The following is a 12,454-nucleotide window of genomic DNA, read 5'->3' on the forward strand; positions in this document are numbered from 1 at the left end:
CGTGGCGGCGAGGGGCAGCAGCGCCGTCCTGCCGGCGCCCCCGTTTCTGCGAAAGCGTCGCAATATTATTGCAACTCATTGTCAGTTGCCCTAAGGCTGCCCTCAACAAACAAGAATTCCACACACATCCGGGAGTAACCTTACCGTGAACCATTCGAGGCAGACTGGCGCCGTCATCGTGGCCATGGGCATTCTTCTGGGCGCCGGGACGACGCGCGCGGCGGAGGCCGAGCCGCAGCCGGCTGGCGCCGTTGTGGTGGCGGACATGTCCCGCGCCATCGACCGCATCACCGTCGTCGGTTCGCGTCAGGAGCACAAGGTGCCCGGCTCGGCCCACCTGATCGACGCGGACCAACTCGAGACATTCGAGTACACCGACATCCACCGCATGTTGCGGATGGTGCCCGGCGTGAACATCCAGGAAGAGGACGGCTACGGCCTGCGCCCCAATATCGGCCTGCGCGGCAGCGGCACCGAGCGGTCCGAGCGCATCACCCTCATGGAAGATGGCGTGCTGATCGCGCCGGCGCCCTATGCCGCCCCGGCCGCCTATTATTTCCCCATCGCCGCGCGCATGTCGGCGATCGAGGTGACCAAGGGGCCGTCGGCGATCAAATACGGGCCGCGCACGGTGGGTGGCGCCATCAACCTGCTGAGCACCCCGATTCCCGATGCCAGCGGCGGACGGATCGAGGCCCGCTATGGCAGCGACAATTTCTATGCGGTGCACGGCGTCGCGGCCGCCGTCGGCGAGACGCTGGCGGTGATGGGCGAAGGCTACATCTCCGGCGCCGACGGCTTCAAGAAGCTGGACGGCGGCGGCAATACCGGCTTCGAAGTACAGGATTTCGTCGGCAAGCTGCGCTGGAGAAGCAGCGACAGCGCCAGCCGCGTCCAGTCGCTCGAGATCAAGCTGGGCTATACCAACAACGATTCCGACGAATCCTATCTCGGCCTTACCGATGCCGACTTCGCCGCCACGCCCTTCCGGCGCTATGCGGCCTCGCGGCTCGACAACATCAATACCGAGCACAAGCAGGTCCAGGCGACCCATTTCATCGAACTGTCCTCCAGCGTCGACCTGACCACGGTGGCCTATTACAACCATTTCAAGCGCGACTGGTTCAAGCTGGACCGGATCAATTATGGCGGCACGTCGTTCAGCCCGGCCGCGGTCTTCGAGGCGCCGGGCGCCTATCCGGCCGTGCTCGCCATCCTGCGCGGCGACATGGACAGCCCCGATGGGGCGCTGAGCCTGCGCCACAACAACCGGAAATACGACAGCTGGGGCATCCAGTCGGTGCTGGGCGTGGCGCTGGAAACCGGCGCCGCCTCGCATGCGCTCGAGATCGGGCTGCGCTGGCACGAGGATGAAGAGGACAGGCTGCAGAACGACGAACGGTTCAGCATGCTGGACGGCGATCTGGTCCGCACCGCCGTCGATCCCATCGGCTCGAACGCCAACCGTGAGGCCAAGGGCAAGGCTTTCGCCGCCTTCATCCAGGACGACATCTCGCTGGGCCGCTGGACGTTCCGGCCGGGCGTGCGGTTCGAGCACATCGACCTGAGCCGGCTGGATTATGCGGGGTCAGATCCGGACCGGGTCAACGGCCCGACCCGCATCCGCAAGAACAGCCTCGATGTGGTCATTCCAGGCTTCGGCGTCACCTTCGACGCCGCCGAGGGCCTGGTGCTGCTGGCCGGCGTCAACCGGGGCTTTGCACCGCCCGGCGCCGGCACCACCGATGCCAGCGAAGAGCGCAGCTGGAACTTCGAGGCCGGGCTCCGCTACAACGGCCAGAATGCCTTCCTGGAAGTCATCGGCTTCTACAACAACTATTCCAACATCCTCGGCACCTGCTCCAACGCCACCGGCTGCACCGGCGGCGACATCGGCGACCAGTTCAACGGCGGCGCCGCAGAGATCAAGGGCATCGAGGTGCTGGGCGGCTATGTCTTCGATCTGGGCGGCGGTCTCACCGTGCCGCTGAACTTCAACTACACCTATACCGACGCCACCTTCTCGACCTCGTTCAGCGACAGCTTCTGGGGCAGCGTCGCCGAGGGCGACGAGTTGCCCTACACGCCGCATCATCAGGTCTATCTGTCGGCAGGCCTCGAGGCGGCCGATTGGGGCGTGGTGGTGAGCATGAACCACCTCGGCGCCATCCGCACCGAGGCCGGCAGCGGCCCGATCCCGGCCAGCCAGAGGGTCAAGGGCCACACGGTCTTCGACCTGGCCGCCCATTACCAGCTGACCGAGACCATCCGGCTGTTCGCGTCGGCCGAGAACCTGTTCGACAAGACCTATCCTGTCGCGCGTCAGCCCTACGGCCTGCGCCCGGGCAAGCCGCTGACGGTGACCGGCGGCGTCTCGCTCAGCTTCTGAGAGGTCTGAATTACGCTAGCGGCATGATGCGTCGGCGGGATCCGGCCTTGCGGCGCGGACCCCGCCAGCGTCTTCGCGGCCGGTCTATTGCTTGGCCAGCCAGGGCAACATGTCGGTGTGGTGGCCGATCATCTTCCACTGGCCGTCTTCCTTGCGGAAGATGTTGGTGGCCCGCAGCCTTACCTGCTGGAGTTTCCCGTCGACGATGTTCCCGCCGACTTCGTAATTGCTGACCATGGCCATCTCGCCGCCCGAGACGATCTGGACGTCCTGGGCGTCCACCTTGCCGCCGAGCTTCAGGCCGGCCTGTTCCTGCCATATGGGCAGGATGTTCGCCCAACCCGTATGAATGCCCCCGGTCGGCCCCGTATAGACCGCATCTTCGGCGTGCGACCATACCTTCTCCATCGGGGCAATATCCCCCGCGAACATCTGGTTCAGCGCCGCATAAAAGTCTTCCGTTGCCTTGTGGACCATGGCCGTCGTCTCCCTGAAGATTGATTGCAAGTAAGTTATGGTCCCGGGCCGAGCACGCCCGGGTTATTTCTGGCCCAATAAAACCTGGCTCGTCGTGAGCCGGCTTTCCGTCCAGCGACCCTTGACCCCCGCAGCCGTTGCCAGCGTGCGAAAGGGCTCAGGCCTGCACCAGCCGCGCATGCCGCGCGGCGATCTCGTTGTTGCAGGCTTCGCAGGTGACCGTCCAGTCGGCCACCTCGCTGGCCTGCGGCGGCGTCTGCTGGCCGCAGAGCGTCACGGCGACCGGCACCTTGCGGTCTCCGACCTTGAGCCACTCGCATTTATGGACCGTGCCCTCGGCATCGGCCCACACCTTGTGCGGGCGGTGTTCGTCTTCGCTGGCTGTGCCTGTCATGGCTCTCCCCTTGACCGTGGCCGACACGCCAACGTTAGACCGGTTTGCCGCCGCAAGCCAGCCATACGCTTCCCGGCAGCGCACGGCGCGCGCGAAGGGTTATTTAACGGCGGAGCACCGCCGGATAATCGCTGGATTTGCGCCAGCCCCGAACCGGAGAGAACGCTGCTGCGCCTCGGCGCGGTGGTCCGCTGCCAGACCAGCGCCGGGCTAGCGAAGGACCGGCAGTGCAGCCCGCATCTACCCCCGCGGCTTCGGCCCCAGGTCCCACAGCGCGCGGCCGTAATTCTCGGCGGCCTCTTCCCATACCAGCGACACGTGGGTGACACCCACATTGATGTCGCGCTGGAAACGCTGGATCGGGTTGGCGAGATAGACCGAGGTCGCGCCGGCCATCTGCGTCAGCTTCAACGCGGTCTGGCCGATCAGGCGCGACACATAGGCCGCGTCGCGGTGCGAGACATAGGCGTCGAGCGCCGGGTTCGGCGCGGCGCCGGCCTCGGCCCAGCTGTTCAACTCGGCCATGCGGTGGCGCATGATCAGGGTGGCGGCGTGGATGTCGGTCAGGCACTCGGTCAGCTTCATCTGGTTGGCGACCCGCTCGACCTGCACCTCGCCGGTGAACAGCGCCTTCTTGCCGACCAGGGTCTTCTGTACGGCGGCGGCCATGCCCTCGGCCATGCCGATCAGCGCCGCGGGAATGCCCCAGATCGCCGGCCAGCCGAACGGCAGGCGCGCCATGGGAATGCCCAGCGCCTCGCCGCCGGGCGTGGTGCCCATGGCGATATCCATGATCGACACGCGGCGATGCGCCGGTACGAACACATCCTCGAGCACCAGGTCCTTCGAGCCGGTGCCGGACAGGCCGGAGACGAACCAGTCGTCGACCAGGGTCACGTCCTTGCGCGGCACCAGCATCCAGTCCAGGCAGGTGGGGCTGGGCTTCATGATGATGAACCAGTCGGCGAAGTCGCAGCCGGAGGAGAACTTCCAGCGGCCGGTCAGGCGGGCGCCGCCTTCGACCTCTTCCATCTTGCTGTTCATGGCGAATGACGCGGTGGAGCACAGCTTGTCGTCGCTGCCGTCCCAGTATTCCTCCTGCGCCTCGATGGGGAACAGGCTGACCTGCCAGGTGTGGATGACGAACAGGTTGGTCACCCAGCCGCTCGAGCCGCAGGCGGTGGCGATGGTGCGGATCACCTCGGTGGCGGTGTCCGGACCCAGTTCGTAGCCGCCGAAGCGCTTGGCCTGCAGAATCTTGGGGAAGCCGGCTTCGCGGAACTCCTGCACCGTCACGTCCGGCAGCCGGCGGTTCTTTTCGGCCTCGGCCGAACGCTCGCGCAGCGCCGGCAGCAATGCCTCGGCGCGGGCGATCATGTCTTCCTTGGTCGGCGTCCGCGCCTGTGCCGTCGTTTCGATGTTCATGGCCGCATCCTCTCCTGCGTCAGGACGGCCCGGTCGCGCCGCCTGCGGTGAAACTTCCCTGTAGTCCCTCTAGCCCGAGCGTCGCCATAAATCAATCATCGCCGCCGAAATTAATCATTCGCGACTTCGAATTCCCTTTGCAACGGCGCGGCCGAGCAGGAATGATCGCGGCGGAACCAATCCGGGGGAGGAATATATGTCACGTCTCGTACGGCGCGGTGCGCTTTCAGAATCGGCCTGCCGCGCGGGATTCGCCCCATGAAGGTCGGCTCGTTCTTCCCCGACCGGCCATTGCCGACGCTCTATGCCATGGCGGCCGACGATCTGCCGCTGCATTTCGACATGGACAAGCTGACCGACAAGCAGAAGGCCGACCATTACGAGCAGAACCAGCTTCTGGCCATGCTGCAGTCGGCGCTGCTGTCGATCAGCAAGCCAGCCGATTATGTGGCGCTGTTCGACGCGTTCTCGCGGCCGCCGTGGAACGGCTATCTGCGCAACCAGCACGACATGGCGGCGAAGGCCGGCGCCGAGATGGTGCCGCTCGACCACCTGCTCTATGCACCGGTCGAGACCTATTACGAGACCATCGCCGGCATGCTGCCCGATGTCGAATTGCTGACCCTGCTGATGATCAGCCGGTCGAACCAGGTGCTGCACAAAGACCAGGGCGCTATCGAGCGCATGCTCAAGCTGAACTCGAAGTTCCACTTCGCCGAGAACGCGCCGCTGTTCGGCATCCCCACGCCCGAGACCATCATCGCCCGGCAGCCGCTGAGCGGAAACCGGCAGGTCGAGGACTTTTTCGCCAAGCACGGCAACCGCATCATCCTGAAGATGACCGGCCAGCCCGGCGCGCGCAGCGTCAAGGCCGTCGCCAGCACGGCTGAGGGCGACGAATATCTGAAGGGCTACCGGCCGGACGACCAGGTGCTGGTGCAGCAGCGGCTCGAGCTGGAGAAGTTCGACGAGTGGACCGCCGACCTGCTGATCACCGAGGATACGGTGACCCTGGACAATGTCCGCAGGATTCTGGTGACCGACGGGCTGTGGATCGGCAACCTCATCCACGCCGACCCGCCGATTACCCCGTCGCAGACCGCCGAGTTGCTGAAAGTGGGCGCCTATGCCCGCAAGTTCGGATTCGGCACCGAAACCGGCGATTGCCTGGGCATCGACTATTTCATCGGGCAGGACGGCGAGGTGGTGGTGACCGAGATCAACCCGCGCTGGACCGCCGGATTGTTTCCCACCCAGGTGCTGCGCCGGGTGAACAAGGCCCGGCGCGACGCGGTGCCCTATTTCGAACTGGTGCGTCTCGAGGATTACGACAAGTTCCAGGCGTTCTGCGCCCGCCATCTGCCCAATCACGCCGCCGGTGACTTTGCCGTCATGCCGCTGGGCTTCTCGCCCTATGAGCGGGAGATCGACGGCGTCAAGCGGGTGTTCACCTGGATGGTGGTGATCGGCGACTTCCCGGCTTTCCGCAAGGCGGCCAAGGACGTGCTGGGCGAAAGCGGCCTGCCCAACGGAGACCTGGTGCCGCTGTGATGGCGACAACGACCGCACGGGCGCGATGACCTATTGCCTTGGCATATTGCTGCAGGACGGCCTCGTCATGGCGTCCGATTCCCGGTCGAATGCGGGCGTCGACGACATCACCAGCGTCTGCAAGATGGAGGTGATCGACGTGCCGGGCGAGCGGGTCATCGTGATCCTGTCGGCCGGCAATCTGGCGACCACCCAGTCGGTCATCACCGAGTTGCGCGAGGCGCTGGGCAAGGCCGGCGCCGACGATCTGCACGCGGCCGCGACCCTGTATGACGCGGCCCGGGCCGTCGGCGGGATGCTGCGCGTGGTGGTCGCCCGCGACGGCGCCCATGTCAGTCCCTACGGCGACGCCACGGGGAGCTTCATCGTGGGCGGACAGATCGGCGGCGAAGCCCCGCGGCTGTTCCGGGTCTATCCGGCGGGCAACTTCGTCGAGGCGTCGGCGCGCGCCAGCTTCCTGCAGATCGGCGAGGCCAAATATGGCAAGCCGATCCTCGACCGGGCGCTGTCCTACGGAAGCCCGCTGGACGAAGCGGCCAAGCTGGCGCTGCTGTCGTTCGACGCCACCATGCGCAGCGACCTGTCCGTCGACATGCCGATCGATATCCTGCGCTATGAGACCGGCAGCTTATCGGCCGCCAACCGGACCGTGCTGGAGAAAAGCGATCCCTACTGGCGCGCCCTCAGCAACGCCTATGGCGAGGGACTGGCGACGCTGGTCGAGCGCCTGCCGCGGCCACCGGACTGGCGCAGCTAGGCACTTGGCGGCGAGCCGGGGACGTTGGTAATCTTGCCGGGGCGCAGCAACGCGCCGATGACCAGCAAGGGGCAATCCAATGACCGCAAGGCCGCTCGTTGTTTCTCCCGCCGATTATGCCGCGCCCCTCGATGTGGTGGGCGAGCACATCACGGTACTCGCCTCCAGCGACGCCACCGGCAGCTATGAAATCTTTCTTCAGCAGGGCCCCGAGGGCAGCGGGCCGCCGCCGCACAGCCACGCCTGGGACGAATCGTTCTTCGTCATGCAGGGCAATGTCGAGTTCGGCCACGGCGACGAGCACCTCACAGCCGGCCCGGGCACGCTGGTGCACCTGCCCGCCGGCACCACCCACTGGTTCCGGTTCGCGGCAGGCGGCGGCAAGATGCTGAGCATCAGCGGCAACGGCAATGCGGCGCGCATGTTCGCCGCGATGGATGCGGAAATTCCCGCCGGTGCGCCCGACATTCCCAAGGTGATCGCCATCGCCCGGCGCCACGGCCTGACGATGGGCGACTGACCGGCGCCGAGGCTCTCGCCCGCGCCCGATCAGAACCCGCGCCAGATCAGAAGACGAAGGACAGAACCGCCCCGACAACGACGACCAGACCGACAATGTAAATGATGTTGTTCAACGTATTTCTCCCTGTTGGTAGCGGGTGAACGCCGCCCCGAAGCCTATCGTTCCATCGTCACCCGGTGGTTTCGCTGCCGGGTCTGTGGAATTATTTTTCGCGGCACGCGCATCCTTCACCGAGCCTACCGCGTTATCCCGCTACCGCCGATCGCGGCACAGTGGGAGGAAGCCGTCTTGGACTGGATCAAGGAACACCTGATCATCTCCGGATCGATCGGTGCTGTGGCCATCATCCTCGTCACCATCCTGGTGCTGAACCTTACGGGACCGGAAAAGCACATCCAGAAGCCGCTCGGGCACTTCTATGGCGTTTCCGATCCGCAATTCATGCGCGAGCTGGGCACGTTGCTGGGGCCGCCGGTGCTCGACGGCAACAGCATCGAGGACCTGCAGAACGGTGACGCCATCTTCCCGTCCATGCTGGCGGCGATCCGCGGGGCCCAGCACACCATTACCTTCGAGACCTACATCTACTGGTCCGGCCAGATCGGCCTGGAGTTCCGCGAGGCGCTGGTCGAGCGGGCAACAGCCGGCGTGAAGGTCCATGTGCTGCTGGACTGGGTCGGCAGCCAGAAAATGGATGGGAATACGATCCCCATCCTCCGCCAGGCCGGCGTCGAGGTCGAATTGTACCATCCGCTTCACTGGTATTCGCTGGCAAGGATGAACAACCGGACCCACCGGAAGCTGCTGGTGGTCGACGGCCGAGTCGGCTTTACCGGCGGTGTCGGCATTGCCGACCAGTGGCGGGGCAACGCCCAGAATCCCGACTACTGGCGCGATTCACATTACCGGGTGGAAGGACCGGCCGTGGCCCAGATCCAGGCGGCCTTCGCCGACAACTGGATGAAGACCTCGGGCCGCGTGCTGCAGGGCGACGGCTATTTCCCGCCGCTGCAGCCTGCCGGCGAGCAGCGGGCGCAGATGTTCATCTCCTCGCCCCGCGCCGGCGGCGACAGCATGCAGCTCATGTATCTGTTCGCGCTTGCGGCGGCCGAACGGACCATCGACCTGTCAGCGGCCTATTTCGTACCCGACGATTTCACCCGATCGGCGATGATTGCGGCGATCGCGCGCGGCGTGCGGGTTCGGATCATCGTGCCCGGCAAGCACATCGACACATTCGTCGTCGGCAAGGCATCGCGCGAAACCTGGGGCGAGTTGCTGCAGGCCGGCGCCGAGATCCACGTGTTCCAGCCCACCATGTTCCACTGCAAGATGCTGGTGGTGGATGACCTGCTCGTCTCCGTCGGCTCGACCAATTTCGACAACCGCTCGTTCCGCCTCAACGACGAGGCCAACCTCAATATCTACGACCACGCCTTCGCCCTGAAGATGACCGGTATCTTCGAGGCCGACCTGAAACGGTCGACGGAAATGACCCTGGCGGAATGGCAGGATCGTCCGTTGCGCGAACGGTTGATGGAAAAGCTGGCCGGGCTGTTCTCGTCCCAGCTTTAGCCCGACACGCAGACGTCGGCGACGTAGCTTCGGATGTTGGCCGGATCGGCGAATTTGGGAATGTCGTCGGCGATCCACTGGGCGGCGGTCTCGCGTTCCTTCTGCATCTGCGCGTATTCGGCCTCGCTGGCGAAGATCATCTCGGTCACCACGTCGAAATCGATGGGCGCGCCGGGACGGCCTTGCTCGGGAATGAAATTGCGGCGGTACTCGGCGCGGGCCAGCGCCGGCATGCGCTCGCGAGCACCGGGCGCATGCACTGTCTCGTAATAGGTCTTGAACTGTTCGACCGTGGTGCCGGGCTTGCGGGCCAGCAGGATGATCAGCTTCTTGCTCATGGCGTTTTCGCCCTTGTTGCAGCCCGTATTGTCCGCCAGGGCGGGCGCACCTGCCAGAGCGGCGAACAGGCCGACTGTCACCAACACGATCATCCGGCGCATCGTCATCTCCGTCCTTGGTTGAGGCCGTCGCGGAACAGGGTATTCAACCCGTCGTCGCCGGTTGCCCTGATGTGAGCGGTCCAGCGATGAACCAGCCGGCCGCCGCCCACGTTGCGGTCCAAGCATACGGCCGGCATCGGCCCGGCTTCAAGCGTGCTGCTGGCGGATCGAGGTGGGCAGGAAATTCGGCCTGCCTGCAGGCGGTGCCGCGGAACTGCGGCAGACCGACTACTGATCGCGAAAATATTCCCGGTCGCCGGTAAGGGTTTCGGCCATGCCGTCGATCGCCTTCATGACGTAATCGGCCTGGGCGCCGAACAGGCTGTCGACGGGTGTCTGCCGCCTGATGCGGGCCAGTTCGTCCCGGCCGCGCCGCAGGCCGGCAAGCAATTGCTGGATGTCATCCTGCCCGATGGTCTGCCTGCCATACATGATCGCGCCTCATTTGTTCCTGTTTTGTTCATATTCGCCGGAGCCATTGCCGGAGTCAACGGACTCAATTGAGAATGAACAGGGCCGCGTTCAGCAGTGCGGCAAAGGCCACCCAGGCCGCATAGGGCAGGAACAGGCAGGATGCCGTGCGGTCGCTGTCCCACGAAGCGCGGATGAAGCCAAGGATCGCGCCCAGCAGCAGCAGGATCACAGCAAGGGCGGCTCCGATGGCGTGGGCCGTGAAGAATATGGGCGACCAGATGAAGTTGAGGGCCATCTGCAGCCACCACAACCGCATGGGCAGGCCGCGTCGATCACTGCGCCAGCACCGCCATCCGGCGATGGCGATCAGAACGTACAGCGCGGTCCAGACCGGGCCGAACAGCCAATTGGGCGGATTGAATGCGGGCTTTGCCAGTTCGGCATACCAGCCGCCTGGCGCGGTCAGCATTCCGATGGCAGCGCCGCCGCCTACCACGAAGACCAGGAAAATTCCCAGTGAAACGAATCGGTTCACGATCCCGCGCCTCGCCCAAATCATTCCCGTTACCTTGCGGAAATAGCACGAAGTTGCCGGTTTTCCTTCAAAATCGCGTTACGGGTCCATGAATCCGGGCGTATATGTGCAAACTGTTAGCGTCGGCCCAAGATTCGAATTAGCATAAAATTTGAAACCACCCATTTTGGGTAGATCGCCGGACCGAAAGGGTTCGGAACCAAGGGCCTTGGGGGCACTTGACACATGAGCGCCTGGACTCGTCCAGAAGCAGCGGCTTATGGGGCTGATCAGATTTTCGAGAATCTGGTCGGCAAGAAGCTTTGCGCGCTCGGCTGGACCTGCGAGGCACTTCATGCATCCGACCGGCACGGCTCTGACCTCCTCTGCACCCAGCGCGACGAGAAGGCCATCGTCCAGTGCGTGCAGGGCGCGGGAATCGACCTGTCCGACCTGCAGCATGCCGCGGCCCTGAAAGCCTATCATTCGGCCGGCCAGGCCTTGATCGTTCACGACGGCACCCCGTCGGAGCGCGCGCGCTCCCTTGCCGGCGAAATGGGGGTTGTCCTTGTTCACACCGACGAACTGGTGGTCTCCAGCCCCTATGACCGGTCCGAGTACGGCGTCAGGCTGCGTCTCGAGCGTGAACTCCAGCAGCAGCAGGAGACGCGGTCGCGGCAGGAGACCGAAAACCGGCTCGCCTTGATGTCCTATTACGAGGCGGTGGGCCAATACGACGTCAACGTCAAGTCGTGGCAGGCGGCACGTCGCCGGTATCCCTGGGTAAGAGGCCTGGGAATAGCATCGCTCGCACCGCCGTTCCTGCTGTTCGGGACCTATTACTTCTACGTTTTCATGGCGATCGCGCTGGCGCTGGCGGTCTACGCGGTATTTTTCACCAAACCCGGCGCCGAGCCGGTGGCGCCCTCACCGATCGAGAATCTCACGCCTGCCTCCATGTTTCCGGAGCGCGCCACGCGTGCGTTCCAGGCGCGTCCGACCCCGCGGGACCGGAACAGCCGCGGCGGCGTCCCCGTGCCCGCCACAATCGCCCGCGCCGGCAGGCTTCGGCATGGGCCGACGCCGGAACTGAAATCGATCGTCAAATGTCCCAAGTGCCACACCAAGATGCGGCTGCCGCGCGGCAAGCGCCTGATGGCGAATTGCCCGAAATGCAAGAACAAGTTCCGCGCGGATACGTGAGCCTAGTGCGGCGTACCGGCGGGTAGCTTGCGGATAACGAGCTGCCAATATACGTCGACCAGTTCGTACCGGCCGCGCCGCTCGTCAAGCAGCCGGTTTACAGCGGCTGCCGGACAGTCTGTCGCGCCGTCATAGGGCGCCAACAGGTAATCGTCGAAGATCATGATGCCGCCCGGCTTGAGGGCGTCGAATCCCGAGAACGCATCATGCAGCACATCTTCATACTGGTGAGATCCGTCCACATAGACGAAGTCGAACCGGTCCCTCATATCCTCGGCGGCAAAGAACTCAAGCGACGTTCCCTTGAATTTGCGAACCCTGCCGGCATGACCGGCCATATTGGCATCGAATCGCATCTCACTCGCAGCGGCAAGCGGTGTGCCCGCAGTGGTTCTTCCGCCCATCCAGGTGTCGACGCAGGTCAGGCGGGCATCGGGCCAGTTGGTGAGGATGAACAGGGCGGACATGCCCTCCCAGCTGCCGATCTCAAGGATTTCGGGGGCGCTGGGTAGCGGATGACGCTCGAATACGCCGAGCCACTCGCACAGCCGGGAGGTGAACCAGTCTTTCGAGACGTCGTATTCCCGCAGCATGGAGCCGAAGGCCGCGGCGCGAGTACGGAAGCGCCGCCGCAAATCGGGGGTGCGCAGACGGCTCCGGATCAATACCCCGTACACCGGCCATGGCGCTGCCGTACGCGCCAGCAGCCGCAAGGATTTCGCGGCAATGCGCAAATTCATCTCAGAATTCCGCTGTCATGCCAAAACACGGCGTCAAAATACTTTGCTCCCA

At 64.6% G+C, this 12,454-nt stretch carries 13 protein-coding genes; 6 read left to right on the forward strand and 7 right to left on the reverse strand.

Going from position 1 to position 12,454, the window contains the following annotated elements; all coding sequences use genetic code 11:
- Positions 1-145: 145 nt before the first annotated feature.
- Positions 146-2,389: a TonB-dependent receptor gene (locus WJU21_RS06075; protein ID WP_346322509.1), complete on the forward strand. Its 2,244-nt coding sequence runs from the start codon at positions 146-148 to the stop codon at positions 2,387-2,389.
- An 84-nt stretch (positions 2,390-2,473) separates the two neighbouring features.
- On the opposite strand, the gene WJU21_RS06080 is transcribed toward WJU21_RS06075, so the two are convergent.
- The 3 genes from WJU21_RS06080 to WJU21_RS06090 all read right to left on the reverse strand — a co-directional run bounded on the left by WJU21_RS06080 (position 2,474) and on the right by WJU21_RS06090 (position 4,685).
- A complete protein-coding gene (locus WJU21_RS06080; RefSeq protein ID WP_346322510.1) occupies positions 2,474-2,866 on the reverse strand; it encodes a nuclear transport factor 2 family protein in 393 nt (130 codons plus the stop codon).
- Positions 2,867-3,023: 157 nt separating this feature from the next.
- On the reverse strand, positions 3,024-3,260 hold the full coding sequence (locus tag WJU21_RS06085) for a hypothetical protein (protein WP_346322511.1): 237 nt from the start codon (positions 3,258-3,260) through the stop codon (positions 3,024-3,026).
- A gap of 240 nt (positions 3,261-3,500) precedes the next feature.
- Positions 3,501-4,685, reverse strand: a complete 1,185-nt coding sequence (locus WJU21_RS06090; RefSeq protein WP_346322512.1) for a hypothetical protein — start codon at positions 4,683-4,685, stop codon at positions 3,501-3,503.
- 258 nt (positions 4,686-4,943) lie between these two features.
- On the opposite strand from WJU21_RS06090, the gene WJU21_RS06095 reads away from it, so the two are divergent.
- The 4 genes from WJU21_RS06095 to WJU21_RS06110 all read left to right on the forward strand — a co-directional run bounded on the left by WJU21_RS06095 (position 4,944) and on the right by WJU21_RS06110 (position 9,091).
- Positions 4,944-6,236 (forward strand): hypothetical protein, encoded by a 1,293-nt coding sequence (locus tag WJU21_RS06095; protein WP_346322513.1) that lies wholly within the window; start codon positions 4,944-4,946, stop codon positions 6,234-6,236.
- 25 nt (positions 6,237-6,261) lie between these two features.
- Complete coding sequence (locus WJU21_RS06100) at positions 6,262-6,993, forward strand: peptidase (protein WP_346322514.1); 732 nt, start codon at positions 6,262-6,264, stop codon at positions 6,991-6,993.
- Between the two features lie 79 nt (positions 6,994-7,072).
- Positions 7,073-7,513 carry a cupin domain-containing protein gene (locus WJU21_RS06105; RefSeq protein WP_346322515.1) on the forward strand — a complete coding sequence of 147 codons (441 nt, stop codon included), beginning with the start codon at positions 7,073-7,075 and terminating at the stop codon, positions 7,511-7,513.
- A gap of 300 nt (positions 7,514-7,813) precedes the next feature.
- Positions 7,814-9,091, forward strand: a complete 1,278-nt coding sequence (locus WJU21_RS06110) for a phospholipase D-like domain-containing protein (protein WP_346323473.1) — start codon at positions 7,814-7,816, stop codon at positions 9,089-9,091.
- On the opposite strand, the gene WJU21_RS06115 is transcribed toward WJU21_RS06110, so the two are convergent.
- The 3 genes from WJU21_RS06115 to WJU21_RS06125 form a co-directional block, all read right to left on the reverse strand.
- The gene (locus WJU21_RS06115; protein WP_346322516.1) at positions 9,088-9,531 is read right to left on the reverse strand and encodes an EthD domain-containing protein; all 444 of its coding nucleotides are present in this window, start codon (positions 9,529-9,531) and stop codon (positions 9,088-9,090) included. The genes WJU21_RS06110 and WJU21_RS06115 overlap by 4 nt on opposite strands.
- 228 nt (positions 9,532-9,759) lie before the next feature.
- The gene (locus WJU21_RS06120; RefSeq protein WP_346322517.1) at positions 9,760-9,963 is read right to left on the reverse strand and encodes a hypothetical protein; all 204 of its coding nucleotides are present in this window, start codon (positions 9,961-9,963) and stop codon (positions 9,760-9,762) included.
- 64 nt (positions 9,964-10,027) lie between these two features.
- Positions 10,028-10,480, reverse strand: coding sequence for a TspO/MBR family protein (locus WJU21_RS06125; RefSeq protein ID WP_346322518.1), 453 nt, complete (start codon positions 10,478-10,480; stop codon positions 10,028-10,030).
- A gap of 225 nt (positions 10,481-10,705) precedes the next feature.
- Here WJU21_RS06125 and WJU21_RS06130 point away from each other — a divergent pair, with 225 nt between their 5' ends.
- Positions 10,706-11,662, forward strand: a complete 957-nt coding sequence (locus WJU21_RS06130; protein WP_346322519.1) for a restriction endonuclease — start codon at positions 10,706-10,708, stop codon at positions 11,660-11,662.
- Between the two features lie 2 nt (positions 11,663-11,664).
- On the opposite strand, the gene WJU21_RS06135 is transcribed toward WJU21_RS06130, so the two are convergent.
- Complete coding sequence (locus WJU21_RS06135; RefSeq protein ID WP_346322520.1) at positions 11,665-12,402, reverse strand: class I SAM-dependent methyltransferase; 738 nt, start codon at positions 12,400-12,402, stop codon at positions 11,665-11,667.
- Positions 12,403-12,454 lie beyond the last annotated feature (52 nt).

The organism is Emcibacter sp. SYSU 3D8 (genome assembly GCF_039655875.1).
Taxonomy (GTDB): Bacteria; Pseudomonadota; Alphaproteobacteria; order SMXS01; family SMXS01; genus RI-34.